Source organism: Massilia sp. UYP11 (assembly GCF_050434805.1).
GTDB lineage: Bacteria > Pseudomonadota > Gammaproteobacteria > Burkholderiales > Burkholderiaceae_D > Telluria.
Genome location: NZ_JBNDJE010000024.1, coordinates 29715 through 56260, shown reverse-complemented (window position 1 = coordinate 56260; position 26546 = coordinate 29715). Strand labels below are relative to the sequence as shown.

Below are 26546 nucleotides of genomic sequence, written 5' to 3'. Positions count from 1 at the left end.
ATCCAGACTTGGACCGATGCTGGGCTTGAAAAGCTTCACTTCCGCTACCACGACAATACAAGGCATTGAGCTCATGCATCGCATTCGCAAAGGGCAGTTCGACCTACGAGGTCTGGGAACTCAGGGGCAAACTTCGTCCGAAATCTGGGCAGCTGTTCTGGCTGCGTGAACTCAGCCGGCGCACCGGCAGGTTGGCGTGCCTTTGTCCATAATTTGCACCAGAGCCCGCGACAACATCATCCAGGTCGTGAAATCCGACCGGGAGAACAAAGCGCTCACGCCCTCGCTCATGACGGTGGCGGCGCCCTGCGCCGAGAAGTGCGCGTTCACGGTCACGCCCGCAACCGAACACGTCCAGCTCAAGGCGGGCAGGATCTCCGCCACCGTGTCCCTGAAAGACGGGCAGGTCCAGTTCTTCGACGCCGCCGGCAAGCGCTTCCTGGCCCAGGCTGCCGAGTCGATGCGGCCGGTCGACGTCGGCGGCAAACCGTTTTTGGCGATCGAGCAGGGCTTCAACCACGGCACCAAAGACGCCTATTACGGCCTGGGCCAGCACCAGAACAACGAGATGAACTACAACGGCGAAGACGTGCTGCTGGCCCAGCACAATATGATCGCCGCCGTGCCCTTCGTGGTGTCGGACAAGGGCTATGGCCTGCTGTGGGACAACAACGGGATCTCGCGCTTCGGCGACCCCACGCCCTACGACCACATGTCGCGCGACCTGGTCTTGCGCAGCCTCGACGGCAAGCAGGCCGGCCTGACGGCGCGCTACTACGTCGACGGCAAGCTGGCGCTGACGCGCCAGGAAAAGGACATCGACTACCAGTACCTGAAGGACGTGGAAGAAAACTGGCCCAGGGGGCTCAAGCCCGCCAAGGACCTCAAGAACGTGCGCGTGGTATGGGAAGGCACGATGACGAGCGACAAGCCGGGCCTGCACAAGATGCAGCTCTATTCGTCGGACTACGCCAGGCTGACGGTGGACGGCAAGGAAGTGATGGACGTGTGGCGGATGGGCTGGAACCCGTGGTACCACAACTTCGAGGTGCGTTTCGAGAAGAACCGGCCGGTGAAGCTGCACCTCGAGTGGAACCCGTCGGGCGGCATGGTGGCGATCACCCACAACAACCCGCTGCCGGATGCGCAGCGCCATTCGCTGACCATGTCGTCCGAGATCGCCGAGGCGATCAACTACCACGTGATCAGCGCCGACAGCATGGACGGCGCGATCGCCGGCTACCGGCACCTGACCGGCCAGGCGCCGATGATGCCGAAATGGGCCTATGGCTTCTGGCAGTCGCGCCAGCGCTACGAAACCCAGCAGCAGCTGCTCGACGCCCTGGGCGAATACCGCAAGCGCGGCTGGCCGCTCGACAATATCGTGCAGGACTGGTTCTACTGGCCCGAGGATGGCTGGGGCTCGCACGACTTCGACAAGACGCGCTTTCCCGATCCGAAGGGCATGGTCGACGCGGTCCACAAGCAGAATGCGCGCATCATGCTGTCGGTGTGGGGCAAGTTCTACGCCAATACCGACAACTACAAGGAGCTCGCGGCCAAGGGCCATATGTGGACCAGGAACGTCGAGAACGGCTCGAAGGACTGGGTCGGCAAGGGTTACCTCAACAGCCACTACGACCCGTACACCCGGGAAGCGCGCGAGATCTATTACCGCCAGCTCAAACCGAAGCTGGTCGACCTGGGCTTCGACGCCTGGTGGATGGACAATACCGAACCCGACGTGCTGTCGAACAGCCGCCTGGAGGACTTCAAGCAGCTGATCGGGCCGACCGTGTATGGCGCCGGGGAGATCACCTTCAATCCCTACAGCCTGGTGAGCACGGGGGCCATGATCGACGGCCTCAGGCGCGACCAGCCCGACAAGCGCCAGTTCATCCTGTCGCGCTCGGGTTTCGCCGGCATCCAGCGGAATGCGGTGGCGGTGTGGAGCGGCGACACTGTCGGGCGCTGGAACAACCTGTACGACCAGATCGCGGCGGGCGCCAATATGTCGATGTCGGGCATTCCAAACTGGACCCACGACATCGGCGGCTATGCCCAGGAAGTGCGGTTCCAGAGCGGCGACGTCGGCTCGGCCCAGGAAAACCGCGCCACCAGCCGCGCCAGGGCCAATCCGGAAGACATGCAAGAGTGGCGCGAGCTGAACCAGCGATGGTTCCAGTTCGGCGCCTTCACGCCGCTGTTCCGTTCGCACGGCGAGGTGGTCAAGCGCGAGATCTATAACATCGCCGCCGGTGACGACGCGATGCGCGACAATATGGTGTGGTGGCTGAAGCTGCGCTACCGCCTGATGCCGTACATTTACACGATCGCGGCCGACACCCACTACCGCTCGGGCACCATGATGCGCGGCCTGGCGATGGACTTCCCGCACGACGCCCAGGCCAGGAACGTCAAGGACCAGTACCTGTTCGGCCCCGCGTTCCTGGTGGCGCCGGTGTATGAATACAAAGCGCGTCAGCGCCGGGTCTACTTGCCAAGCGGCGCCGACTGGTACGACTTCCATACCGGCGAGCGCCACCAGGGCGGCTCCACCCGCACCATCGAGGCGCCGCGCGAGCGCATGCCGCTGTTCGTCAGGGCCGGCTCGGTGATCACGACCGGCCCGGTGACCCAGTACGTCGACGAGAAGCCGGATGCGCCGATCACCGTGCACGTGTACGCCGGGGCGAACGGCGCCGCGACCCTGTACGAGGACGATGGCGTCTCGAACGCCTATCAGCGCGGCGAAGCCAGCCGCATTCCGATCAGCTACGACGACAAGGCCGGTGTGGTGCACATCGGCGCGCGCGCCGGCCGCTACCAGGGCATGGTGGAAAAACGCGAGTTCCGCGTGCGCGTCATCAAGCCAGGCGTGTCGACCGCGGCCGACATGGATGCGTCCGACAAGTCGGTGGTGTATGACGGCAAGCCTGTCAGCATCAAGCTGTAAGTAGTCGCCGGACGCGTGCGCGCGTCCGGCATTTTTGGGGTGGAATCGATGAATATTGTGCTCCATGCGGCGAGCCTGCTTCTTGCCGGGCTGCTTGCTTTTGCGCCGGCCCACGCGGCCGACACGGTGGCGCCGGACCACCAGCACCTGCAGTACACGGGGCGGATCGACTTCAGCGACGGCCGCGCGCCGGTGCTGAGCTGGCCGGGCACGTCCGTGGCCGCCACCTTCACCGGCACGTCGCTCGCGATCGTCCTCGACGACCAGCACGGCAAGAACTACTACAACGTCTTTCTCGACGGCGACTCCGCACGGCCGATCATCCTCCATCTCGACAAGGGCAAGAAGACGTATCTGGTGGCCAACGGGCTCGCGCCCGGCGCGCATCGGGTCCTGCTGACCAAGCGCACCGAGGGCGAGGAGGGCGCCACCGTCTTCCTCGGCCTGGAACTGGACGACCGGGCCGCGTTGCAGGCGCCGCCGCCCAGGCTTGAACGGCGGATCGAGTTCTTCGGCGACTCGATCACCAGCGGCATGGGCAATGAAGCGCCGGTCGAGGGCGACGATCATCACGGCAAGGACAAGAACAACTACCGCTCCTACGCCGCGATCGCCGCCCGCCAGCTCGGCGCCGAAGCGCATTTCACCTCGCAGGGCGGCATCGGCGTCATGATCAGCTGGTTCCCGTTCACGATGCCTGACTTCTACGACCAGCTGAATGCGGTCGGCGACAATGACAGCCGCTGGGACTTCGCGCGCTGGACGCCGGACGTGGTGGTGGTGAACCTGATGCAGAACGACAGCTGGCTGATCGGGCGCGACCACAAGCTGCAGCCCGAGCCCGACGATGCGCAGCGGATCGCTCGCGCGCATCCGGTCGTTGTACCCGAAGGCCTATATCGTGTGCGCGCTGGGCAGCATGGATGCGACCAGGGCTGGCTCGCCCTGGCCGGGGTATGTCGCGGCCGCCGTGCACAACCTGCGCACCGCAGGCGACGCGCGCATCGACACGCTGTTCTTTCCGTTCACGGGCTTCGGCAAGCACCCGCGCGTGGCGCAGCACCAGGCGAATGCGGACATCCTGACCGCGTTCGTGCGCAAGCGAATGGGTTGGTAGTGCGGCGGCAGGGGGGGTGATATCATCCCGCCCTTAATGAAGAAAGCCGCACATGCTCATCATCACCATCAAGCAGGGCAAGGAATCATCGATTCTTGCCGGCGACCCCTGGATCTACCAGTCCGCCATCGAGAAAGTCGACGGCAAGCCGTACGAGCGCAACAAGATCGGCGTCACCGCGCTCGTGCAGTCGTCGGCGCGCGTTTTCCTGGCGCGCGCCGCCTACAACGGCAAGTCGCAGATCGCGGCCCGCGTCTGGACCTTGCGCGAGGATGAAGCGGTCGACCATGCGCTCGTCAAGCGCCGCGTGCGCGCCGCCATCGAGCGCCGTTTCGATACCTGGCGCGCGGTTGGACCGGAAGCGCTGGTGCAATTGATCGATGGGGAAAAGGACGGCTTGCCCGGCCTGGTCGTAGAGGGCTACGGCGGCCCGGGCGGCTACCTGGTCTGCCAGTTCAACGCCGGGGGCGTCGACCTGTGGAAGGTGCCGGTGGTGCAGGCGCTGCTGGCCGCCACCGGTTGCCCAAACGTCTACGAGCGCTGCGATGCGCTGGTGCGCAAGGCCGAGGGATTGCCGTTCACGCCGGGCGCCCTGGCCGGCGAGGCGCCGCCGCAGCGCCTGATGGTGCGCACGCGCGAGAGGCTGGCGCCGATGGATATCCGCACCGGCTTCACCTATCCGCGCTGAGCGGGATCAGGCCAGCGCTTCCTTCGCCACTGCTTCTGGCGTGAGTCCATCGTAGAACTGGTCGGTGAACCAGTCGATCTCTTCCTCGATATGGTCCTGGGCTTGCCGGACGGTGGCGCCGCCGGCGACCAGGAAACCTTCCACTTCGATGCACCACGCGATGAACGCTAATGTTTCTTCGTCCAGTTCTTCTTCCTTCTTTGCCATGACTATTCCCAAATTGTTGCGTGACCAATAAAACGCTGGATCGTTGCGATCAGCGTTGCACGATTCTAACGTAGCCGCATGTCGAGGCGAATGCTCACCGCGACGACAGGCCGACCGGCGCGCGGCTTGTTATAGATATAAAAAGCCGCCCGTGGTGGGCGTCATCATACTCCCTCTATCGACACAGATTCAGGGAGGTCGCGATGAAATTGCTCTTGGCGCGTGCAGCGATCGCCGGCTCGATTCTCGGGCTGACAGGTTGCGCAGCATTCGATTGGTGGCCGCAGTCAACGGCCAATGCGGGCGGGAAGCCGCTACAGCAGTCCTCGGACACGACTGCCGGCGGTCCGGGGGCATCCCCGCGCACGACCGATGGCGGGGCTGGCCCGACAGGCTTCCCGGAGCAAGCTCCTGGTGGCAGCGCCGCAGAGGGCTCGTCCACGGCGAGCGCCGGGCCGACCGACACTTCCGCTTCCGCCCCCGCCATGGCTGCGACTGCGGCCGCAGCGCCGGCCGGCGCCGCCGGGCTCGACAGCGCGACCATCGTCGAGTTGCTCGGCATGGCCTGGCAAGGCCTCCAGCGGCCGCAGCCGATCGACCCGGCCATCGGAAAATACCTCGGCGGATTCGGCGTCGTGGTCGACATGCTGCAGCGAGGCTTCGATGTCCGGGCCGCGCGCGAGGCGCATGCCGGCGTCGTGCGGCTGCGCGACGCGATGGGGCCGGGCGAGACCAAGATCATCCATATCCGGCAAGGGACGGACGGCCGGGTCCAGGTCTACGAAGTGCCGGGCCGCTTCGCGCCGATCGCGAAAAAGCCGGGCGAAAAGGTCATCGAGTCAGAGATCGTCACGCCCGAGGTCGTCATCCAGCGTGACGGCAGTGTGCTGCAGATATTCACCTCCCGAAGCGCGCTCACGCAAAAGGCGAGGGCGAGCTATGACCAGGAATGGCCGGCGTTCTATAAACGCTCAGACGCGGCGATTGCCGCCATCCTGGCGCGAGGCTGACGCATCATTGGCCGCCGGCGAAGGCGGGACGAGCGCCGCAGCCAGCCAGGCCCGCCAGGAGCGCCAGAGCGGCCCCGGCGAGCGGCGGTTGCGGCGTCTCCGTACGCGTCGGGTCCGGCTCGTCAGCGCGCTCCGGCCGCGAACTCGCGCTCCGGCAGGCGCACGGTCACGGTCTGGACCGGGGCGTCGGCCGCCGTCGCGAGCATCACGCGGTAGTCGCCGGCGGCGATCTTCCAGCGGTTCGACCCGGCGTCGAACACCGCCAGCGTGCGCGGGTCGAGCGTGACCTTGCTGGCGCCGCGCTCGCCGGCGTTCAGGGCCAGCTTGTCCCAGCCGCCCAGCCGCTTCGGCGCTTCCCAGCCGGCGCCGACCTTCGACACGTAGACTTGCGGCACCGCCTTGCCGGCGCGCGCGCCGCTGTTGAGGGTGTCGAAGCTGACCTGGATGCCGCCGTCCACCGCCTCGGCCTTGAGATTGGTATAGGTGAAGCTGGTGTACGACAGGCCGTGGCCGAAGGCGAACAGCGGCTTGTGGCCCTTCAGGTCGAACCATTTGTAGCCGACCGCCGCGCCTTCGATGTCGTAGTCGACGTCGAAGCGGCTGTCCTTGGGCAGGTCCAGGCCGTCGAGTTTCGGGCGCGGCAACTGGTTCTCGGACAGCGGGAAGGTCTGCGGCAGGCGTCCCGAGGCGTCGACCTCGCCGCTGAGCACGCGCGCGATCGCTTCGCCGCCATGCGTGCCCGGATACCAGGCCTGGACCACCCCGGCCACGGCGTCCACCCACGGCATCGTCACCGGGGTGCCGGTCTGCAGCACCACCACCGTGCGCGGATTGGCCCTGGCCACGGCGGCGATCAGCGCGTCCTGGGCATTCGGCAGCGACAGGTTCGGCACGTCGTTCGACTCCGAGGTCCACTGGGTCGCGAACACCAGCACCACGTCGGCGCCGGCGGCGACCTTCGCGGCGGCCGCGGCGTCCCTGCCGTCATGCCAGTCGAGCCTGGCCTTGCTGCGGCGGGCCAGGGCCTGCATTGGCGAGCTCGGCAGAAATACCATCGGGCCCGGCCAGGCCTTCGGCCCCTCGTTGGGCACCGCCATGCCGCCGCGCGGATACACCTGGGCCGAACCGCCGCCGGACAGCACGCCCTTGTTGGCGTGGCCGCCGATGATGGCGATGCGCTTCAAGCCCGGCGCCAGCGGCAGCACGTTGCCCGCGTTCTTGAGCAGGACGATGCCTTCCTCGGCGCCCTCCTGCGAGATGCGCGCGTGGGCGGCGTAGTCGATTTCCTTGTCGCGCACCTTGACCGGATGGTCGAGCACGCCATGCGCGCCCATCGCCCACAGGATGCGCGCCACCATGTCGTCCAGGCGTTGCTCCGGCACGTGGCCGTTCTGCACCGCCTCTTTCAGGGCGCCGTCGAAGTAGGGCGATTTGTCGAACGGGTAGCCGGACTGCTGGTCCAGGCCCGCCAGCGCCGCGGGAATCGTCGAATGCACGGCGCCCCAGTCGGACATCACATAGCCTTTGTAGCCCCAGTCGCGCTTGAGCACCTTGTTCAGCAGGTGGTCGTTCTCGCAGCCGTACACGCCGCCGATGCGGTTGTACGCGCACATGACGGCCCCCGGGTTGCCGCGTTCGATGGCGATCTGGAAGGCCAGCAGGTCGGACATGCGGCCGGCCGCGTCCTGGATCTTGACGTTCAGGTGGTTGCGCCCCGTTTCCTGGTCGTTGTAGGCGTAGTGCTTGACGGTCGAGATGACGTGGTTCGACTGCACGCCGCGAATCTGCTCGCCGGCCATGATCCCGGCCAGCAGCGGGTCTTCGCCGGTGTATTCGAAGTTGCGGCCGTTGCGCGGCTCGCGCGCCAGGTTGACGCTTCCGCCGAGCATCACGTTGAAGCCCGACAGGCGGGCCTCCTTGCCGATCATGGCCGCGCCCTTGAAGGCCAGCGCCGGGTTCCAGGTGGCGGCGGTGGCGATCCCCGCCGGCAGCGACGTGCGCTCGCGCGCGTGCTTGCCCGGCTGCGAGGCGACGCCGATGCCGGCGTCGGTCAGCCATTGCGGCGTGATGCCCAGGCGCTCGACGCCCTTGACGTAGCCGGCCGACTGCGCCAGCGATCCGGGCGGCGGCTGCCTGCCCTGGTGTTCGGCGCCGAACTGGCCGAACACCAGGCTGATCTTCTCGTCGATGGTCATCTGGCTCACCAGCTTCGCCGCGCGCTGCTGGGCGGCGTCGGGGGCGGCGTGCGCGCACTGGACCGCGCAGGCGGCGCCGAAGGCAATGGCCCAGCGGGCGCTAGGCAAAACATGCTGCATACTGTTGTCTCCTTTTGCTCTTGTTGGATGACCGCGCCGCCGATGAAGGACGGCGCGGCCGGGTCACGAACCACGCGCGTCCCTGGTAGCCGACGTGGTGGGTCATGGTTTGCTCGACCTTCGCGTCGATCAGGTTCCGGGCCTGGAAGTCGATGCGGTCGTTGTCGTTGAACTTGTCGCTGACGGCGCCATCGGACTGGCCACCGTCCACCAGCGTGGCGATCGTGAAATCGATTACACGACCAGCCGAGCCAATCAGCTGGAAGAAGCCGCTCTGATGGATGATGATGTCGCGCCAGTCGTGATCGCCGTTCTGACAGGGCGCGCGGCCGGCGAAGGGGGCGATGACGGGCGCGGGCAGGCCGGTGGTGGCGCCGGGGGGAAGGTCGAAGGTTGCGTCGTAGACCGTGCAACCGCAGGACCAGGCATCGGTCTTGACGCAGCGAACGCCGATACGATCGGCGCTCGCCGCCGACGCAGCGCGCTGCGCGAAGGCCGCGGACAGCCCGCACCGCTGTGTGGCGCCCACGGCAATGACCGGCTTGTTCAACTTCCTCATCGTGTGTCTCCGTCTGTGTTTGCAGAACCCGTCTGTGGGGTCCTTTTTCTGGCGCTGCCAGCGCGACGCCGGCAGGCGATGGCGACGGCGCGATCTGCTAATAAATATAACACTTAATGTTGCGCGCAATCATCCGATCGATGAGCTCCTCGCAAATATTCATTGATACCGTTGCGCTTTTGATGAAATCGTTATCATGACGCCCCACCCGCTGGTCAGCGCCGGGCCGGGCGTGGAACTGTGCGCCGCACCAACTGCCTAAAAGCGACAGGCAGGCGTTTTCCGGTGCCTGACACGTCATCCATGGGCGAATGCCTGCCGCGATTGTCGAACCGGACGAGGGAGAACATCATGCCTATGAAGAACATCGCCATCGCCTGCCAGGGCGGGGGCAGTCACGCGGCCTATGCCGCCGGCGCCTTGCCGGTGCTGCTGCCGCAGTTTCGCAATGTCGAGCTGGCGTCGCGCCAGGGGCGGGCGCCGCGGGCCGATGCGCGGGCCGATGCGCTGGCCGATGCAGGGGCCGACGCGCCGGCCGACGGGGCCGCCGACATCCTGCAGCTGACCGGCATCAGCGGCACCTCGGGCGGCGCCATCAGCGCATTGCTGGCCTGGTACGGTTACCTGGTGGGCGGCCCGGAGGCGGCCAGGGCCGGTCTCGCGCGCTTCTGGGATGCGAACTGCGCCAGCGCGCCCGGTGAGCGCCTGCTCAACGACATCGGCCAATGGGCCGGCAGCCTGGTCCAGGTCGACCTCAAGCTGAGTCCCTACCTGTCGCCGCTGCGCGAGATCGAGTACTTCGCCACCGCGACCTGGCCGATGCTCACCGCCCTGTGGCCGCCGCTGGACGGCTGGATCCGCGGCACTTATTTCCAGCTGCGCGAGTCGATCGCGCCGCACGTCGACTTCGACCTGGTCGGCGCCATCGGCGACTTCTGCAGCATTCCGCAAGAAATCAAGCGCTGGCAGGCGCTCGCCCTCGAGGCGCGCATGGCGGCTGCGCCGCGCGAGCGCGCACGGCTGCAGGCGCGTCAGGCCGCGCTCGAGGTTGATTTGCGGGCCCGGCTGGCGTCCGGCGACTGGATCGCGGCCTGGTCGCGGGCGCACGCCCTGGCGCCGGACTCGCTGCTGCGGACCATCTTCGACGACCTCGAGCTGCCCGCGCTGCGCTTCGAGTCGGACGCCCTGGACCGCCTGGCGCATGCCGTGCGCGGCGCCGCCCGCGCGCTGCCGCAATTGCTGATCGGCGCGGTCGACGTCGACAGCGGCGCCTTCGTCGCCTTCAGCTCGGACCGGTCACCGATCGATGCCGGCATCACGCTCGACGCGGTGGTGGCCTCGGCCTCGCTGCCGTGGGTCTTCATGGCGCAATCGATCCAGGCGCTCGACCCCGAGACCCATGAGCCGCGCCGCATGGCGTGCTGGGACGGCCTGTTCTCGCAAAATCCGCCGATCAAGAATTTCGTGTCGTCCGGCGTCGACCCGGCCAAGAAGCCGGACGGGCTCTGGATCCTGCAGATCAACCAGGACCGCTACGACTTCAGCGGCAAGGTCGCCGCTCCGGGCAACGCCCAGTCGGGCGATGAACTGTGGCATCGCCGCGACACCCTGTCCGGCAACCTGTCCCTGAACCAGGAGGTGGCATTCATCGAAGCCGTCAATGCCCGGCTCGACGATCCCGGCCAGCGCTTCCGTCCCCACGACAAGCCGATCGAGGTGGTGCGCGTCGTGCTCGACGGCGCGGCGGTCGGCGCCGCGGTGCGCAGGGAGCTGGGTCTGTTTTCCAAGTTCGACCGCGACCCGCGACTGGCCCAGGCCTTGCTCGCGCATGGTCGCGAGCAGGCCCGGCGCTATCTGGCGCTGCGCGCGCAATCGGGCGCGTTGTGGCAGGCGCTGGCGCATCAGGTAGGCATGATGGGCGCCCGGCCCAGCGACCGGCTGGCGCGCGCCATGCCTTATCTGCCGGGGCAGGCGCGCATGGCCGGCGGCCTGGTGGCGCCGGACGTGATCACGATCGAGGGCGCCGGCCATGCCAGCCTGCGCTGGCATGCGGCCGAAGCCGAAGTGGAGGGGCGCCTGCTGCGACTGAAAGGCAGCACGCTGCTGCGTGACGGTGACGGTGGCGAGGGCGACGGGGGCTGGCGCCTGGGCGAAACGCGGCTGGTCGACGTCGAGGAAAAGGCGGCGGCGGCGCTGCGCCAGGGCGAGCCGGAGGCGGCCGGGTGGCACCCGGCGCGGCGCGGTGGCGGCGACGTTTCGCTGCATTAGCGGCAAGAGTTCGAGCCTAGCATGACAATCGCGGTTCAATTCTCACCCAATGTCACGCAGAGAATGCATATATTGCGTAAAATACTTATTTGTAGCGTTCATAAATTCATATATATTCCACCCATATCTCACGGTCAACGGATATTGCAATGCAACATACCTCATATAGCACTGAACCACGCAAGAATCGCACCCTGCTGAGCATCGGCATGTTGGCCGCCGTGCTCGCCTTGTCCGCCTGCGACAAGAAGGCGGAGGTCGAAGCTTCGCCGGCCCCGACCGATCCGGCGTCGCCCGCCGCAGTCGCCACCCAGAATCCCGATCCGCACGCCGCCATCGTGCCCGAGCGCGCCACCGCCCCGGGCGTGGTTGCCGGCACCGGTCCGGGCGAAGGCGGCACCGCGATCGGCGGCGTGGTCGCCGGCCAGGATGCAGGCAAGCCCCGCGACAGCGGCGCTTCCGAACCAACCGGTGGCGATGGCGCCACCCAGGCAACGACGCCGCCGGCCAGGTAACCCCACCGGCGACGTAGCAACGCGCGCACGCCGCCTGACGGCGGCATCGTCGCGATTGGCGAAAATGCCGGGGCCGAGACCCCGGCAGCGGCAATTGCGGCGTGCGCAATCCATTACTAGTAGGAGAACCTAGATGGGCATGAATCGTAGGCAGTTCCTCCGCGTAAGCGGGGCGGGACTTGCCGCGTCCACCATCGTCGCGCTCGGCTTTTCGCCGCTGCCGGCAATGGCCGAGACCCGGCACTATAAACTGGCAAAGGCCAAGGAGACGCGCAACACGTGTCCGTACTGCTCGGTGGGCTGCGGCCTGCTGATGTACAGCATCGGCGACGGGGCAAAGAACGTCACTTCGGACATCATTCATATCGAAGGCGACCCGGACCATCCGGTGAACCGCGGCACCCTGTGCCCGAAAGGCGCCGGCCTGCTCGACTTCGTGCATTCGCCGAACCGCCTGAAATACCCGGAAGTACGCGAGCCGGGCAGCAAGGAATGGAAGCGCGTGTCCTGGGACGACGCGATGACCCGCATCGCCAAGTTCATGAAGGAAGATCGCGACGCCAATTTCATCGCGACCAACGCCGAAGGCAAACTCGTCAACCGCTGGACCAGCACCGGTATGCTGTGTGCGTCCGCGGCGAGCAACGAAACGGGCTACATCACGCACAAAGCGATGCGTTCGATGGGCATGCTCGTTTTCGATAACCAGGCTCGCGTTTGACACGGACCTACGGTGGCCGGTCTGGCCCCGACGTTCGGACGTGGCGCGATGACCAACCATTGGGTTGACATCAAGAATGCCGATGTAGTACTGATTATGGGCGGCAATGCCGCCGAGGCGCACCCCTGCGGTTTCAAGTGGGTGATCGAAGCCAAGCATCACAACAAAGCCAAGCTGGTCGTGGTCGACCCGCGCTTCACGCGTTCGGCCGCCATGAGCGACTATTACGCGCCGATCCGCGCTGGCTCCGACATCGCCTTCCTGGGCGGCGTCATCAACTATCTGCTGAGTAACGACAAGATCCAGACCGAATACGTCCGGAGCTACACCAATGCGTCGTTCATCGTCGGTCCGGACTTCACGTTCGAGGACGGCCTGTTCTCGGGCTACGATGAAAGCAAGCGCCGCTACGACAACAAGTCGTGGGGCTACGCCATGGGCGAAGACGGTTACGCCAAGGTCGATCCGACCATGCAAGACCCGAATTGCGTCCTGCAGGTGATGAAGCGCCATTACTCGCGCTACACCCCGGAGCAAGTCAGCAAGATCACCGGCACCCCGGTCAAGCAGTTCCTGAAAGTGTGCGAATACATCGCGTCGACCTCCGTGCCGGGCCGCGCCATGACCATTCTGTACGCGCTGGGCTGGACCCAGCACAGCCAGGGCAGCCAGATCATCCGTACCGGCGCCATCATGCAGCTGCTGCTGGGTAACGTCGGCGTCGCCGGCGGTGGCCTGAACGCGCTGCGCGGCCACTCCAACATCCAGGGTCTGACCGACCTGGGCCTGCTGTCGAACTCGCTGCCGGGCTACCTGTCCCTGGCGACCGACAACGAGCAGGACCTGGAAACCTACTACAAGCCGCGCGCCCTCAAGCCGCTGCGTCCGAACCAGACGAGCTACTGGCAGAACTATCCCAAGTTCTTCGTCAGCCTGCAAAAAGCCTGGTGGGGCGATGCCGCGACCGCCGAGAACAACTGGGCGTTCGACTACCTGCCGAAGATCGACAAGCTGTACGACGTGCTGCAGGCGTTCGAGCTGATGGGTCAGGGCAAGTTGAACGGCTACATCTGCCAGGGCTTCAATCCTGTTGGTTCGTTCCCCAACAAGAAGAAGATCATCGCCGGCCTGTCGAAACTGAAGTTCCTGGTGACGATGGATCCGCTGAACACCGAGACCTCGGAATTCTGGCAGAACTTCGGCGAGTCGAACGACGTCGATCCGACCCAGATCCAGACCACCGTGTTCCGCCTGCCGACCACCTGCTTCGCCGAGGAAGACGGTTCGCTGTCGAACTCGTCGCGCTGGCTGCAGTGGCACTGGAAGGGCGCCGCGGCGCCATACGAAGCCAAGCCGGACATCGAGATCATCGCCGACCTGTTCACGCGCATGAAGAACGCCTACATCCAGGAGGGCGGCGCCTTCCCGGATGCGATGGTGAACCTGTCGTGGCCGTACAAGATCCCGCACAGCCCGTCGGCCGAAGAGCTGGCCAAGGAGTTCAACGGCAAGGCGCTGGCAGACCTGTACGATCCGAAGGACCCGTCCAAGCTGCTGCTCAAGAAGGGCCAGCAGGTGCCGGGCTTCGGCGTGCTGCGCGACGATGGCTCGACCGCCAGCGGCTGCTGGATCTATGCCGGCGCCTGGACCGAGGCCGGCAACCAGATGGCCAACCGCGACAATGCCGATCCGTATGGCATCGGCAATACGCTGGGCTGGGCCTGGGCATGGCCGGCGAACCGCCGCGTCCTGTACAACGCCGCCTCGGCCGATCCGAAGACCGGCAAGCCGTGGAACCCGCATCGCAACCTGATCGCCTGGAACGGCACCAGCTGGACCGGTTCGGACATCCCCGACATCCGTCCGGACGCCAATCCGAGCGACGAGGACCGCGTGCAGCCGTTCATCATGACGGCCGAAGGCGTGTCGCGCCTGTTCGCGCCGACCGGCATGGCCGAAGGCCCGCTGCCTGAGCACTACGAGCCGTTCGAGTCGCCGTTCCCGGTCAACCCGATGCATCCGAAGAACCCGAAAGCCCGTGCCAACCCTGCGGCGCGCGTGTTCAAGGGCGACATGGAAGCGTTCGGCACCGCGAAGGACTTCCCGTACGTGGCGACCAGCTACCGCCTGACCGAGCACTTCCACTACTGGACCAAGAACGTCCAGAGCAACGCGATCATCCAGCCAGAGCAGTTCGTGGAGATCGGCGAAGAGCTGGCCAAGGCCAAGGGCATCGCCAATGGCGACATGGTCAAGGTGTCGTCGATGCGCGGCTACATCAAGGCCAAGTGCGTCGTCACCAAGCGGATTCCGCAGCTCGATTGCGATGGCATGAAGGTGGATACGGTGGGCTTGCCGAACCACTGGGGCTTCGTCGGTTTGACCAAGCCGGGCTTCCTGGTGAACACGCTGACCCCGTTCGTGGGCGATGCGAATACCCAGACGCCTGAGTTCAAGTCGTTCCTGGTCAATATCGAAAGGGCTTAATACCATGTCTTCGCTTCAATCTCTCGATATCGCCCTGCGGTCGGCGACGACCGCGACGACGCCGATGGCGCGTACCCACAAGGCCGAGGTCGCAAAGCTGATCGACGTTTCCAGCTGCATCGGCTGCAAGGCCTGCCAGGTGGCGTGCATGCAGTGGAACGACCTGCGCGACGACATCGGCGACACCAACGGCACGTACGACAACCCGCGCGACCTGACGCCGCAGTCGTGGACGGTCATGAAGTATTCGGAAGTCGTCACCCAGACGCCTGACGAAGGTGACCGCCTCGAGTGGCTGATCCGCAAGGACGGCTGCATGCACTGCGACGAACCGGGCTGCCTGAAGGCCTGCCCGGCGCCGGGCGCGATCGTCAAGTACACCAACGGCATCGTCGACTTCATCAGCGAGAACTGCATCGGCTGCGGCTACTGCGTCGCCGGTTGCCCGTTCGACGTGCCGCGCATCAGCAAGGTGGACTCGAAGGCCTACAAGTGCTCGCTGTGCGCGGACCGCGTGGCAGTGAACATGGAGCCGGCCTGCGTCAAGATCTGTCCTACCGGCGCGATCCGCTTCGGTACCAAAGAGGACATGATCCACTACGCGTCCGACCGTGTGGTCGACCTGAAGGAGCGCGGTTACCAGAACGCGGGTCTGTACAATCCGGCCGGCGTCGGCGGCACGCACGTGATGTACGTGCTGCAGCACGCCGACAAGCCGAACCTGTACTCGGGCCTGCCGGAAAACCCGACCATCAGCCCGACCGTGGCGCTGTGGAAGGGCGTGGCCAAGCCGCTGGGCGTGGCCGCGATGATCGGCGCCGCCGTGGCCGGCTTCTTCCACTACATGAAAGTGGGTCCGATCGAGACCCACGTGGACGAACCGCCGGTGCAGCCGACGCCCGACGCAGACCAGCGCGAAGATACGCGCGTTTAAGGAGAAGAACATGTATATCACTCGCTATCGCGACCGCACGCGGATGAACCACTGGGCCGTGGCCCTGCTGTTCATCTGCGCCGGTCTGACCGGGCTGGCATTGTTCCATCCTTCGATGTACTTCTTCAGCGTCTTCTTCGGCGGCGGCCAGTGGACCCGCATCCTGCACCCGTTCTTCGGGCTGTTCATGGTGCTGGGTTTCGTGTTCCTGTTCTTCGCCGTGGTGCGCGACAACTTCTGGACCAAGCTCGATACCGAGTGGGTCAAGAAGGCGCCGAACATGGTCAAGACCGGCGACGAGCACGGCATGCCGCCGGTGCACAAGTACAACGCCGGCCAGAAGTTCGTGTTCTGGATCTTCGCCATCAGCCTGGTGCTGCTGTTGATCACCGGCTTCATGTTCTGGCAGCCATGGTTCGCGGACTTCTTCCCGATTCCGCTGCGCCGTTTCGCCATGCTGCTGCATGCGGTGGCGGCCCTGGCGCTGGTCATGAGCGTGATCATCCACGTGTACGCCGCCATCTGGGTCAAGGGCTCGTTCCGCGCCATGACCCGCGGCACCGTGCACGAGGACTGGGCGAAGTCGCACCATCCGCTGTGGTATAAGGAAGTCGCGCAATCCACGCAAGACAACGCAACGCGCAAGAAACATTAAGGACTTCACTGCTCTATGAGTGTTACCAAAGCAACACCGCTGCTCAGCCCGGAAGAAATCGCGGTCCGGTCCGGGCAGCAGATGCCCTACCTGCACCTCCCGGTGCGGGCAGAGCTCTTCGCCACCCGTGAAACCCGCCTGCGCCAGCTGGCGGCCGGGCATGCGATGCGCGACTTCATGCTGTTCGCCGCCGAACTGGCGCACGTGCAGCATGAAGTCCTGCAGGACTATCCCGGCGTCGCGCTGCCCAGCAACGACGACTTGCTGTCCGCCGGCCGCGCCGCCCAGGCGCCGCTGCCTGCGGCGCTGTGGCCGCGTGACCCGGCCTGGCGTGCGGCCTTGCGCCGCATGCTGGAGCTCCTGGTCCCGCGTCTCGCGGACAGCCCGGCCCAGGCGGCCGTGCAGGCCTTGCTGGCGCAGGACGACGCCCACCTCGAGGGCCAGGCCGAACTGCTGCTGCAAGGCGCAGCCGGCCTGGACATGAGCGCGGCGCCGCTGGTGGCGGCCGGCCTGCAGGTCTACTGGACCCATATGGTGCTGGCGACCCAGCAGGCCCACGGCGCGGCGCGCCAGGAACCGTTCGGGCGCACGCTCGACGTGACCTTGTGCCCGTGCTGCGGCAGCCTGCCGACCTCGTCGATCACCAGGCTGGACCCCGGTGGCAGCAACTTCCGCTACCTGAACTGCGCGCTGTGCTCGACGCAGTGGCATATGGTGCGCGTCAAGTGCAGCCACTGCCAGTCCACCAAGGGCATCCACTACCATTCGCTGCAGGCGATGGCCACCGATGGCGCGCAGGAAGACACGGCGCAGGCATCGGTCCAGGCCGAAACCTGCGACGAGTGCGGCCACTACCTCAAGATCGTGCGCATGGAGAGAGATCTCCACGTCGATCCGGTGGCCGACGACGTGGCCACCCTGACGCTGGACATCCTGGTGTCGGAAGCGGGCTTCCAGCCGCATGGCGTCAACCTGCTGCTGCTCACGGGCGGCGAAGAAGCGCCGTCGGATGACGACGGCCCATCCAGTCAATCCAGGAGTAATTGATCATGTCGCTCGGCGAGTCCGTGGTCCACGGCTCGAAGGCGACAGTCAAGGATCTGCCTTCGATCGATAAACTGCTGCGCCTGCCATCCGTGCAGGCGCTGGTTTCCAGTCACGGCCATACCCTGGTCGCGCTGGAAGCGCGCGCGCAAGTGGACAGCCTGCGCGCGCAGGCCCTGGCGGGCGTGCTCCCTGCGAGCGCGCTGCTGCCTGAGGCGCTCGGCCAGATGCTGGCCGGGCGCATCGCCGAACGCCTGGCGCCGCGCATGCGTCGGGTGATCAACCTGACCGGCACGGTCATCCATACCAATCTCGGACGCGCCGTCCTGCCGCAAGCGGCGATCGACCACCTGGTGGCGATGATGGCCGGCCCGAACAATCTCGAATACGAACTCGCCAGGGGCAGCCGGGGCGACCGCGACAGCATCGTCGAAGGCCTGCTGTGCGAGATCACGGGCGCCGAAGCCGCGACCGTGGTCAACAACAACGCCGCCGCCGTGCTGCTGTCGCTGGCCGCCCTGGGCGGCGGACGCGAGGCGATCGTCTCGCGCGGCGAACTGGTGGAAATCGGCGGCGCCTTCCGCATGCCCGACGTGATGGCCAGCGCCGGCGCCCACATGGTCGAAGTCGGCACCACCAACCGCACCCACCTGGCCGACTATGAACGCGCCATCAACGAACGCACGGCGCTCTTGATGAAGGTTCACACCAGCAATTATGCGGTGCAGGGCTTCACCAGCGCGGTGTCCGAAGCCGAACTCGCGCCGCTGGCGAAGGCGCGCGGCGTGATCCTGGTCAGCGACCTGGGCAGCGGTTCCCTGATCGACATGGGCAAATACGGCCTGCCGCAGGAACCGACGCCGCAGCAGATGCTCGCCGCCGGCTGCGACGTGGTCACCTTTTCGGGCGACAAGCTGCTGGGCGGGCCGCAGGCCGGCCTGATCGTCGGCTCGAAGGAATCCGTCACCCGCATCCGCAAGTTCCCGATGAAGCGCGCGCTGCGCCTGTCGAAACTGCCGCTGGCGGCGCTGGAGGCGACCCTGCGGTTGTACCTGCAGCCCGAGCTGCTGGTGCGCGAACTGCCGACCCTGCGCTGGCTCACGCGCAGCCAGGAGCAGGTGGGTGCGACCGCGAACGCGCTCCTGGCGCCGCTGCGCGAAGCGCTGGCGCCGCGCTATACGGTGACGCTGGAGACGATGCTGAGCCAGATCGGCTCGGGCTCGCTGCCGGTCGACCGCCTGCCGTCCTGCGGGCTGGCCATCGCGCCGAACCTGTCGGGCAAGCGCGGCATGGGCACGGCGCTCGACGCCCTGGCCGAAGCGCTGCGCGGCTTGCCGCTGCCGGTGATCGGCCGCATTGCCGACGACCGCCTGTTGCTCGACTGCCGCTGCGTCGACGACCCGGCCGAGCTGCTGGGGCAACTGGGCGCGTTGCGCGCGGCGCTCGTCGACGAATAAGACGAAGAATTAGTCCAAGAATCAGAACCTGAAGGATTTCGCATGATCGTCGGCACCGCCGGACACATTGACCACGGCAAGACCGCGCTGGTGCGCGCGCTGACCGGCATCGACGCCGACCGCCTGCCCGAAGAAAAAAAGCGCGGCATTACCATCGAACTGGGCTATGCCTGGATGCCGCTCGATGACGGCGGACGGATCGGCTTCGTCGACGTGCCGGGTCACGAAAAGCTGGTGCGCACCATGGTGGCCGGCGCCAGCGGCATCGACTTCGGCCTGCTCCTGATCGCGGCCGACGACGGTCCCATGCCGCAGACGATCGAGCACGCGACCATCCTGTCGCTGCTGGGCGTGCGGCGCGGCGCCGCCGTGATCACCAAGGTCGACCGGGTCGATGCCGAGCGCCTGCGCGACACCGAGGCGGCGGTCGCCGGCCTCCTGGCCAGCGCCGGCCTCGCGGATTACCCGGTGCTGCAGGTGTCGAGCATCCGCGGCGACGGCATCGACGCCTTGCGCGCGCTGCTGGTGCGGGCCCTGCAGGCGGCGCCGGTCGATGACGCGCCCGGCGCGGGCTTTCGCATGGGCCTGGACCGCGCCTTCACGCTCGACGGCGTGGGCACCGTGGTCGCGGGCAGCGTCTCGCGCGGCGCCGTCGCCATCGGCGATGGTCTCGCGCTGGCCGCCGCGCCGAACAGGGAGTACCGCGTGCGCAGCCTGCAGGTGCACAGCCGCGCCGCGCAAGAGGCCCACGCCGGCCAGCGCTGCGCCGTGGGCCTGGCCGGCCTGGAACGCAGCGACGAGTTGCGCGGCCAGGTGCTGTGCGATCCGGCGATCGCGCTCACCACGCAGCGCATCGACGTCTGGCTGCAGGTGGCGGCCACCGAGGAGCGCGCGCTGCGTTCGGGCACCCTGGTGCACCTGCACGCCGCGACCCAGGATTGCCTGGCCACCGTGGCCGTACTTGGGCAGCCGTCGATCGCGCCGGGCGCCGCGGCCCCGGCGCAACTGGTGCTGCACAAGCCGGCCAACGTCTGGCACGGCGACCGTTTCATCCTGCGTGACGCCTCGGCGATCCGCACCGTGGCCGGCGGCGCGGTGCTCGATCCCCTGGGCCCCGTGCGCTACCGCCAGACGCCGGAGCGCCTGGCCTACCTGGAGACCCAGCGCGCCGCCGACCCCCTGACGCGCCTGCTGGGCGCGCTGGCCCAGGCGCCGTACGGCGTCAACGGCGCGATCTGGTTGAGGAGCGCGGGCCTGGCGCGTTGGCCGTTCGATCTTGCGAACGTACCTGACATCGTGGTCGGCGCCGGCGGCGAATGGCTGATCGCGCGCGCACGGCTGCAGGAGAACGAGGCCGGCCTGCTGCGCGCGCTGGGCGACTTCCATGCCAAATACCCGGACGAGATCGGCCCCGACCTGCTGCGGGCGCGGCGCCTGGCTGCGCCGCGCATGCCCGAGGCGCTGTGGCTGCAGCTGACCGGGCACATGATCGCCGCCGGCAGCGTCAACCGCCGCAACGGCTTCCTGCACCTGCCGGAGCACGGCGTGGCGCTGCGCGCGGCCGAGCAGGTGGTGGCCGAACACGCGCTGCCGAAGCTGCTGGACGGGCGGTTCGATCCGCCCTGGGTGCGCGACATCGCCCAGACCGCGCGCCTGCCCGAAGTCCAGGTGCGCCAGGTGCTGGGCCGCATGGCGCGCGGCGGCGACGTCTACCAGGTGGTCAAGGACCTGTTCTACCACCCGGCCGTGATGCAGGAAGCCGCCGACCTGGTGCGGCGCCTGGCGCGCGAGGACGCCGGGGGCCAGGTCACGGCGGCGCGCTTTCGCGACGAGACTGGCCTGGGCCGCAAGCGCGCGATCCAGATCCTGGAGTTCTTCGACCGCATCGGTTTCTTGCGCCGGGTCGGCGACGCGCACCTGCTACGGCCGGGAACCTTGCTGTTCCCGCCACAGGACTAGCCGGCCGCCGGCGCGCCGCCACCATCAGGGCCGGCGCGCCGGGGCGCCACCCCTGTCGCAAGGCACGCCGCTCCGGTATCATGGCGGGATGAATCAGAACCCTTCGCAACCCTTCGTTCCCTTCGTGATTGGCGTGGCCGGCGGCAGCGGCAGCGGCAAGTCGACGGTGACGCAGCAAGTGCTGTCGTCGTTCGGCGCCGATCTCGTGTCCGTCGTCATGCAGGACGACTACTATCGCGACCAGACCCATCTCACGCTGGAAGAGCGGCGCGAGCAGAACTACGATCACCCGCAAGCCTTCGACTGGCCGCTGCTGGTCGAGCACGTGCGCGCCCTGCGCAACGGCGAAGCGATCGCGATGCCGATCTACGACTTCACGGTATCCAACCGTACCGACCGCACCATTCCGGTCAAGCCGGCCCCGGTGATCGTGATCGAGGGCTTGTTCGCCCTGTACGACGCCGACCTGCGCGACATGATGTCGCTGAAGATCTTCGTCGACACCGCGCCGGACGTGCGCTTCATCCGCCGCCTGCAGCGCGACGTCGCCGAGCGCGGCCGTTCGCTCGACAGCATCATCGGCCAGTACCTCGATACGGTACGTCCGATGCACAAGCAATTCATCGAGCCGACCCGGCGCAAGGCCGACGTGATCCTGCCGCACGGCGCGAACGGCCCGGCGATCGACGTCATCACGACCAAAGTGGCGAGCGTCCTGGGTCAGTTGCAGCTGCTGAACCGTCGTTCCAACCCGGCACTGGATGGAATCGCCCGCACGCGGTAGAATGCGGGCTGATCGGAAGGAAATCGTCCCTGGTGGGGCGGCTGGGCTTCAAACCCAGTTGGTGGCGCCATGCGTCGCCGGGTGGGTTCGACTCCCGCATCCTTCCGCCAGCCGTTCATCGCTTTTCGTTTCCCTCAAATCCCCTTTACACCAAGACCATGCTCATCCTCGGCTTCGACTATCCAGACGACTGCTACTTCGATCTCGATAACGATATGTGGTGCCGCGACCTGGGCGACGGTCGCATGCAGGTCGGCGTCAGCGCCTTCGGCGTCAAGATCAGCGGCAGCTATTTCTACATGTGCCGCCCGAAATCGGTCGGCACCGTGCTCGAGCAGGGCAAGACCATGGGCGTCGTCGAGCTGAGCAAGACGGTGGTGACGATCAAGACGCCGGTCGGAGGCACTGTGGTCGAGATCAACGAGCTGCTCGAAGACAGGCCCGAGCTCATCCACGAGGACCCGTACGGCAAGGGCTGGATCACGGTGGTCCAGGCCAGCGACTGGGAACGGGATCGCGCGCGGCTGGCGCATGGCGCCACGCTGGCCGAACAGGCGGAGCGCCGCATGCGCCTCGAGCCGATCGACGACTGGATCAAGCCGTGAGCCAGGAGCAGCGCGGGCTGGCCATCCTGGTCTGGTCGTGCGACCTGACACGGCCCGAGCTGCTCGCGACGCCTTTCATGACCGCGCAAGCCGCGGCGGCGCTCGACATGCGCGTCAAGATGCTGTTCTCAAACCAGTCGGTGGAGTGGCTGCTGGCTGACAATGCGGCGCGTGTGACCGGCTTCGGCGCAGAGCAGTGGCCGGTTTCACGTCACTTGGAGGCGAGCTTTGATCTGGGCGTGGAGATCCGCGCCTGCACCCAGGCGCTGCACGCCAGCGGCGCCGAGCGCGCCATGCTGGCCCCGCAGTGCGCCGGCGTCGAAGGCATGGTGTCCTTCGTCGAGCAGGGCAGCGCGCCGGGCTGGCGCATGCTTGTTTTCTAGGCGGCGACCATCCTGGATGGGGATCGTTGCCCGGCTCGTTGTGCTTGCCCGTGGTGAAGTTGGTGTGCACCACGAGGCGTCCTTCGACGTAGCGCTGCCTGATCGGCCGTGAGGGTAACTTCCCTCAATGAGCAAGGTTTAACTTCCGCGATGCAACTTAACGCAGCTTTGCGTTGACGGATGTGGAAGTCATCACCAATAATCGCAGGTCATGCACATCCTGCGCACATCGTCGATGCTGGTCCGATTGGTCCTGGCCTGGTTCGTCCTCACCCTGGGCGTCGCCAGCGCCGCGCCCATGGTGCAGCCGGTCGCGATGGCGCTGGTCTGTTCCGAGGGCGGCGTCAAGGTCGTGCTCGTCGACCGCGACGGCGCCGCCGTGCACCCCAGGGGACATACCCTCGACTGTCCGCTGTGCCTGCCCGCCGCCGCGCCGCCGCCCCCGGCGGCAGCGCCATGCCTTGCGCCGTCCCGGCCGCCGGCCGCGGTGGCGCAGGCGCCTACCGCCTTCCATGTCGCCGCCGCGGTCGGCGCACCGCTGCCGCCACGTGGGCCGCCCGCGCACTCCTGACCTTGTTCCGCCGGCAGACAGGCCGGCGCAGTCTTCATGCGCGCGGCGCGGCGCGGCCGATATGGGTCCCGCGCCCGCGCCTTGCGCGCGCATTACGCGTAGTTTCGAGTAGTCACGAGTAGTGACGTAGTCAGGAGCAGCAACATGCATCAACGAGTTTCACGTAGCAACCCGCGCCGCGCCTTCATGCTGTCGGGCGCGGCCCTCGCGCTTGGCGCACTGGCCGGCTGCAGCCTCGGCGGGTCGGTCAGTTTCAACGGCACCGACATCACCGGCGCCGATTTCGGCCGCGATTTCCGCCTCAAGGATCCGAGCGGGCAGGAGCGCACGCTGGCCGACTTCAAGGACAAGGTCGTGCTGGTGTTCTTCGGCTTTACCCAGTGCCCCGACGTGTGTCCGACCGCGCTGGCGCGCGCGGCCGAGGTCAAGGCCCTGCTGGGACCGGATGGCGACCGCCTGCAGGTGCTGTTCGTCAGCGTCGACCCGGAGCGCGATACGCCCGAAGTCCTGAACGCCTACACGGCCGCCTTCGACCCGACCTTCCTCGCCCTGTACGGCGACCAGGAACGCCTGGCCGAGACGGCGAAGGAATTCAAGGTGATCGTCCAGAAGGTGCCAACCGGCGACTCCTACACCATCGACCATACCTCGGTCACCTACGCCTATGACACCAACGGCAAGCTGCGCCTGAAGCTTTCGCACAGCCAGTCGGCGATCGAATACGCAGCCGACGTGCGCAAGCTGCTGCATGCCGCCTGAACCCTGCCAATCCAGACCATCCAAGGAGAACACCATGCAACACTTCATTCGCACCATCGCCGCCGCCGCCATGCTCGTCGCCGCCGCAGGTTCGGCTCAGGCCCAGGCCAACGCCAATGTCAACGCCAATGTCAACGTCAGCGTCAAGGACGCCTGGGTGCGTGCCACCGTTCCGGGCCAGAAGGCGACCGGCGCCTTCATGCAGCTGCAGGCCGCCAGGGACAGCAAGTTCGTCTCGGTCAGCTCACCGCTGACCCAGACGGTCGAGGTGCACGAGATGGCGATGCAGGGCGACGTCATGCGCATGCGCCAGGTGCAGTCGGTCGACTTGCCCGCAGGAAAAACGGTGGAACTCAAGCCGGGCGGCCATCACATCATGATGACGAACCTGAAAGCCCAGGTGAAGGAGGGCGATACCGTGCCGCTGACGCTGGTGTTCGAGGGCAAGGACGGCAAGCGCGAGCAGGTCGAGATCCAGGCGCCCGTGAAAGCGCTGAACAGCGGCGCCAGGCCGGCCCACGCCGGACACTGAGCGCGGCAGCGTGACGGTTGACGCGAAAACAACAACCGGCGGTTGGAGTTTCATCTAGACCAAACGTGCGCATGATGCCGCTTCGTACAATCGCGTGATTGCCGACCGGTTTCCCGACACGGGAACGGCGGCCTCATGCGAACGGAGCGCAGATGCGACGACGTCCTCCATGGTTGCCGGCCGGACGCGGCGAGTGGACGCTGCTGGCGGCGCTGGCCGCCTGCTATCCGGCCAGCCTGGCGCTGCCCGCGTCCTGGGCGCGCGAGGGCGGCCTGCTGGAAAGCCTGCAGGTGCTGGTGCTCTGCGCCGGCTGCGTGCTGGCGCTGCGGATGGTTGCGCGCGCCTGGCCGGCGCGCGTCGCCATGCTGGCGCTGTGGGTCGCGCCGGTCTGGCTGCTGCTGGCGGGGCGTGAGCTCAGCTGGGGCAGGGCGTGGCTGCCGGAGCACGCCAGCGAGGCCATGGCCGCGACGGCGCTCTGGGTCGAGCCGCTGGTCCGGCCCGGCGCCGCCGTGCTGCTGGCCTGGCTGCTGTTCAGCGCCGTGTACTACCGGATCGACCGGCCGCTGCGGGCCGCCTTCGCCGAGCGCGTACCCTGGGTCGTCCTGGCGGTCCTGCTGGCGGTCGCCATGGGGTCGACCTGCGCCGAGGGCCATATGGCCTGTCATCTCGACCAGGTGTTGCCAGGCGCTCAGGTGTTCGAGGAATTGTGCGAGCTGCTGGCCTACGTGGCGCTCTGCATGGTCCAGCATAGGGTGTTCATGCATCAGACGCGCGCGGCGCGCTTGCCCGACGCCGTGCATGCGCCCGCTGCGGCGCCCAAGGAAACGGCGCAGGAAGCCGGTTAGCCCGCCCTGATTTCATGGCATGGACGGCAACTGGGACATTTTGCCCGTTTGTCTGCAGTGCGATTTCCTCTACGATGTCGGGTTTTGGTAAGGGACCGCCGACGTCGCAGCGCGGTCGAGCGATCATGTCGAACGTTAAAGTTGTAGATCCGGACACGCCGGAGCTGGGCGCCGGCGCCGCTGCCGGCCCGGCCCGCGACTGGCTGCCGTCCCCGGTCCGGTATTGGTCCCGGTATGTGTCCCAGTACTGGACGCTGACCAAGCCGCGCGTCACGCTGCTGACCGTCTTCTGCGCCGTCATCGGCAGCCTGCTGGCCAGCGACGGCTTTCCCGGCTGGGGCGTGCTGCTGTTCGGCGGCGCCGGCATCTGGCTGCTTGCCGGCGCCGCTTTCGCGGTCAATTGCCTGCTCGAGGCGCGGATCGACGCCCGCATGGCGCGCACGGCGCGCCGCGCGACCGCCAACGGCAGCCTGAGCCCGCTGCAAACCGTCGCGTTCTCGCTGGCGCTGGGCGGCGCCGGCGCTGCGCTGTTGTACACCAGGGTCAATCCGCTGACGATGTGGCTGACCCTGGCCACCTTCGTCGGCTATGCCTTTATCTACACGCTGCTGCTCAAGCCGGCCACCCCGCAAAACATCGTGATCGGCGGCTTCGCCGGCGCGATGCCGCCGGCGCTGGGCTGGGCCGCGGTCGCCAATGCGGTGCCGATGGAGGCCTGGCTGCTGGTCCTGATCATTTTCTTGTGGACGCCACCGCACTTCTGGGCGCTGGCGATGGCGCGCCGCGACGAGTATGCGCGCTCCGGCCTGCCGATGTTGCCCGTCACGCACGGCATGGCCCATACCGGCCGGCAGGTGTGGCGCTACAGCCTGGCGCTGGCGGCCGGCACCGCGCTGCCATGGGTGGTGGGCATGAGCGGGCCGGTCTATCTGGTGGCCGCCTGTGCGCTGAACGCGGTGTTCCTGCGCTACGGCTGGCTGATCCACAAGCGCTACAGCGACCGGATCGCCCGCAAGGCGTTCGCCTGGTCGATCGCGTACCTGGCGCTGCTGTTCGCGGCACTGCTGCTGGACCATTACGTTGTAGCCTGATACGTTGTACTTTGATACCTGCGCCACTGAAAGTGGTAGTTGGGAAATTGTAAATTTGAGTACGCTGGCGCACGGTGGGGCGGA

The 26546-nt window shown here is 66.9% G+C and carries 23 protein-coding genes, 1 tRNA gene and 1 pseudogene; 22 read left to right on the top strand and 3 right to left on the bottom strand.

Features of this window, described 5'->3' with window-relative positions:
• From ABIB38_RS21750 to ABIB38_RS21735, 4 genes and pseudogenes are all read left to right on the top strand, one after another.
• Nucleotides 1–169, top strand: a pseudogene (locus tag ABIB38_RS21750) (IS6 family transposase); the annotation flags it as partial.
• 27 nt (nt 170–196) lie between these two features.
• Nucleotides 197–2956, top strand: coding sequence for a TIM-barrel domain-containing protein (locus tag ABIB38_RS21745; RefSeq protein WP_429206784.1), 2760 nt, complete (start codon nt 197–199; stop codon nt 2954–2956).
• Between the two features lie 48 nt (nt 2957–3004).
• Entirely contained in the window at nt 3005–4093 is a 1089-nt protein-coding gene (locus ABIB38_RS21740; protein WP_429206783.1) for an SGNH/GDSL hydrolase family protein, read from the top strand.
• 32 nt (nt 4094–4125) lie between these two features.
• Nucleotides 4126–4761: an SAM-dependent methyltransferase gene (locus tag ABIB38_RS21735; protein ID WP_429206782.1), complete on the top strand. Its 636-nt coding sequence runs from the start codon at nt 4126–4128 to the stop codon at nt 4759–4761.
• A gap of 6 nt (nt 4762–4767) precedes the next feature.
• On the opposite strand, the gene ABIB38_RS21730 is transcribed toward ABIB38_RS21735, so the two are convergent.
• Nucleotides 4768–4968, bottom strand: a complete 201-nt coding sequence (locus ABIB38_RS21730; RefSeq protein ID WP_429206781.1) for a hypothetical protein — start codon at nt 4966–4968, stop codon at nt 4768–4770.
• A 203-nt stretch (nt 4969–5171) separates the two neighbouring features.
• On the opposite strand from ABIB38_RS21730, the gene ABIB38_RS21725 reads away from it, so the two are divergent.
• A complete protein-coding gene (locus ABIB38_RS21725; protein WP_429206780.1) occupies nt 5172–5978 on the top strand; it encodes a hypothetical protein in 807 nt (268 codons plus the stop codon).
• A gap of 122 nt (nt 5979–6100) precedes the next feature.
• On the opposite strand, the gene ABIB38_RS21720 is transcribed toward ABIB38_RS21725, so the two are convergent.
• Nucleotides 6101–8293, bottom strand: coding sequence for a beta-glucosidase (locus ABIB38_RS21720; protein ID WP_429206779.1), 2193 nt, complete (start codon nt 8291–8293; stop codon nt 6101–6103).
• The gene (locus tag ABIB38_RS21715; RefSeq protein ID WP_429206778.1) at nt 8274–8852 is read right to left on the bottom strand and encodes a hypothetical protein; all 579 of its coding nucleotides are present in this window, start codon (nt 8850–8852) and stop codon (nt 8274–8276) included. Before ABIB38_RS21715 ends, ABIB38_RS21720 begins: the two co-directional genes overlap by 20 nt.
• Nucleotides 8853–9203: 351 nt before the next feature.
• Between ABIB38_RS21715 and ABIB38_RS21710 the strand changes: the two genes are divergently transcribed.
• The 17 genes from ABIB38_RS21710 to cyoE all read left to right on the top strand — a co-directional run bounded on the left by ABIB38_RS21710 (nt 9204) and on the right by cyoE (nt 26462).
• On the top strand, nt 9204–11120 hold the full coding sequence (locus tag ABIB38_RS21710) for a patatin-like phospholipase family protein (protein WP_429206777.1): 1917 nt from the start codon (nt 9204–9206) through the stop codon (nt 11118–11120).
• Nucleotides 11121–11269: 149 nt separating this feature from the next.
• Nucleotides 11270–11635, top strand: a complete 366-nt coding sequence (locus ABIB38_RS21705; RefSeq protein WP_429206776.1) for a hypothetical protein — start codon at nt 11270–11272, stop codon at nt 11633–11635.
• Nucleotides 11636–11768: 133 nt separating this feature from the next.
• A complete protein-coding gene (gene fdnG / locus ABIB38_RS21700) occupies nt 11769–14843 on the top strand; it encodes a formate dehydrogenase-N subunit alpha (RefSeq protein WP_429206775.1) in 3075 nt (1024 codons plus the stop codon).
• A 4-nt stretch (nt 14844–14847) separates the two neighbouring features.
• Nucleotides 14848–15777 (top strand): formate dehydrogenase subunit beta, encoded by a 930-nt coding sequence (gene fdxH, locus ABIB38_RS21695; protein WP_429206774.1) that lies wholly within the window; start codon nt 14848–14850, stop codon nt 15775–15777.
• A gap of 10 nt (nt 15778–15787) precedes the next feature.
• Nucleotides 15788–16432: a formate dehydrogenase subunit gamma gene (locus ABIB38_RS21690; RefSeq protein WP_429206773.1), complete on the top strand. Its 645-nt coding sequence runs from the start codon at nt 15788–15790 to the stop codon at nt 16430–16432.
• A gap of 15 nt (nt 16433–16447) precedes the next feature.
• The gene (gene fdhE, locus ABIB38_RS21685) at nt 16448–17479 is read left to right on the top strand and encodes a formate dehydrogenase accessory protein FdhE (RefSeq protein WP_429206772.1); all 1032 of its coding nucleotides are present in this window, start codon (nt 16448–16450) and stop codon (nt 17477–17479) included.
• Nucleotides 17480–17481: 2 nt separating this feature from the next.
• Nucleotides 17482–18933, top strand: a complete 1452-nt coding sequence (gene selA, locus ABIB38_RS21680) for an L-seryl-tRNA(Sec) selenium transferase (RefSeq protein ID WP_429206771.1) — start codon at nt 17482–17484, stop codon at nt 18931–18933.
• Between the two features lie 42 nt (nt 18934–18975).
• Complete coding sequence (selB, locus tag ABIB38_RS21675; RefSeq protein WP_429206770.1) at nt 18976–20892, top strand: selenocysteine-specific translation elongation factor; 1917 nt, start codon at nt 18976–18978, stop codon at nt 20890–20892.
• Nucleotides 20893–20980: 88 nt separating this feature from the next.
• Nucleotides 20981–21676 (top strand): uridine kinase, encoded by a 696-nt coding sequence (gene udk, locus ABIB38_RS21670; RefSeq protein WP_429206769.1) that lies wholly within the window; start codon nt 20981–20983, stop codon nt 21674–21676.
• A 14-nt stretch (nt 21677–21690) separates the two neighbouring features.
• Nucleotides 21691–21786: transfer RNA gene (locus ABIB38_RS21665), tRNA-Sec, on the top strand.
• A gap of 48 nt (nt 21787–21834) precedes the next feature.
• Complete coding sequence (locus ABIB38_RS21660) at nt 21835–22281, top strand: glycine cleavage system protein H (RefSeq protein WP_429206768.1); 447 nt, start codon at nt 21835–21837, stop codon at nt 22279–22281.
• Nucleotides 22278–22664, top strand: a complete 387-nt coding sequence (locus tag ABIB38_RS21655; protein ID WP_429206767.1) for a hypothetical protein — start codon at nt 22278–22280, stop codon at nt 22662–22664. The genes ABIB38_RS21660 and ABIB38_RS21655 overlap by 4 nt, the downstream gene beginning before the upstream one ends.
• 211 nt (nt 22665–22875) lie before the next feature.
• Entirely contained in the window at nt 22876–23235 is a 360-nt protein-coding gene (locus tag ABIB38_RS21650; protein WP_429206766.1) for a DUF2946 domain-containing protein, read from the top strand.
• A 144-nt stretch (nt 23236–23379) separates the two neighbouring features.
• On the top strand, nt 23380–23994 hold the full coding sequence (locus tag ABIB38_RS21645) for an SCO family protein (RefSeq protein WP_429206765.1): 615 nt from the start codon (nt 23380–23382) through the stop codon (nt 23992–23994).
• A 34-nt stretch (nt 23995–24028) separates the two neighbouring features.
• Complete coding sequence (locus ABIB38_RS21640; protein WP_429206764.1) at nt 24029–24526, top strand: copper chaperone PCu(A)C; 498 nt, start codon at nt 24029–24031, stop codon at nt 24524–24526.
• A gap of 152 nt (nt 24527–24678) precedes the next feature.
• The gene (locus ABIB38_RS21635) at nt 24679–25371 is read left to right on the top strand and encodes a hypothetical protein (protein ID WP_429206763.1); all 693 of its coding nucleotides are present in this window, start codon (nt 24679–24681) and stop codon (nt 25369–25371) included.
• Between the two features lie 125 nt (nt 25372–25496).
• Nucleotides 25497–26462: a heme o synthase gene (cyoE, locus tag ABIB38_RS21630; RefSeq protein ID WP_429206762.1), complete on the top strand. Its 966-nt coding sequence runs from the start codon at nt 25497–25499 to the stop codon at nt 26460–26462.
• Nucleotides 26463–26546 lie beyond the last annotated feature (84 nt).

Bases quoted from the DNA above. Each gene is read 5' to 3' on its own strand.
- ABIB38_RS21740 (WP_429206783.1), top strand. From the start codon at position 3,005: ATGAATATTGTGCTCCATGCGGCGAGCCTGCTTCTTGCCGGGCTGCTT.
- ABIB38_RS21735 (WP_429206782.1), top strand. From the start codon at position 4,126: ATGCTCATCATCACCATCAAGCAGGGCAAGGAATCATCGATTCTTGCC.
- ABIB38_RS21730 (WP_429206781.1), bottom strand. From the start codon at position 4,968: ATGGCAAAGAAGGAAGAAGAACTGGACGAAGAAACATTAGCGTTCATC.
- ABIB38_RS21725 (WP_429206780.1), top strand. From the start codon at position 5,172: ATGAAATTGCTCTTGGCGCGTGCAGCGATCGCCGGCTCGATTCTCGGG.
- ABIB38_RS21720 (WP_429206779.1), bottom strand. From the start codon at position 8,293: ATGCAGCATGTTTTGCCTAGCGCCCGCTGGGCCATTGCCTTCGGCGCC.
- ABIB38_RS21715 (WP_429206778.1), bottom strand. From the start codon at position 8,852: ATGAGGAAGTTGAACAAGCCGGTCATTGCCGTGGGCGCCACACAGCGG.
- ABIB38_RS21710 (WP_429206777.1), top strand. From the start codon at position 9,204: ATGCCTATGAAGAACATCGCCATCGCCTGCCAGGGCGGGGGCAGTCAC.
- ABIB38_RS21705 (WP_429206776.1), top strand. From the start codon at position 11,270: ATGCAACATACCTCATATAGCACTGAACCACGCAAGAATCGCACCCTG.
- fdxH (WP_429206774.1), top strand. From the start codon at position 14,848: ATGTCTTCGCTTCAATCTCTCGATATCGCCCTGCGGTCGGCGACGACC.
- ABIB38_RS21690 (WP_429206773.1), top strand. From the start codon at position 15,788: ATGTATATCACTCGCTATCGCGACCGCACGCGGATGAACCACTGGGCC.
- fdhE (WP_429206772.1), top strand. From the start codon at position 16,448: ATGAGTGTTACCAAAGCAACACCGCTGCTCAGCCCGGAAGAAATCGCG.
- selA (WP_429206771.1), top strand. From the start codon at position 17,482: ATGTCGCTCGGCGAGTCCGTGGTCCACGGCTCGAAGGCGACAGTCAAG.
- selB (WP_429206770.1), top strand. From the start codon at position 18,976: ATGATCGTCGGCACCGCCGGACACATTGACCACGGCAAGACCGCGCTG.
- udk (WP_429206769.1), top strand. From the start codon at position 20,981: ATGAATCAGAACCCTTCGCAACCCTTCGTTCCCTTCGTGATTGGCGTG.
- ABIB38_RS21660 (WP_429206768.1), top strand. From the start codon at position 21,835: ATGCTCATCCTCGGCTTCGACTATCCAGACGACTGCTACTTCGATCTC.
- ABIB38_RS21650 (WP_429206766.1), top strand. From the start codon at position 22,876: ATGCACATCCTGCGCACATCGTCGATGCTGGTCCGATTGGTCCTGGCC.
- ABIB38_RS21645 (WP_429206765.1), top strand. From the start codon at position 23,380: ATGCATCAACGAGTTTCACGTAGCAACCCGCGCCGCGCCTTCATGCTG.
- ABIB38_RS21640 (WP_429206764.1), top strand. From the start codon at position 24,029: ATGCAACACTTCATTCGCACCATCGCCGCCGCCGCCATGCTCGTCGCC.
- ABIB38_RS21635 (WP_429206763.1), top strand. From the start codon at position 24,679: ATGCGACGACGTCCTCCATGGTTGCCGGCCGGACGCGGCGAGTGGACG.
- cyoE (WP_429206762.1), top strand. From the start codon at position 25,497: ATGTCGAACGTTAAAGTTGTAGATCCGGACACGCCGGAGCTGGGCGCC.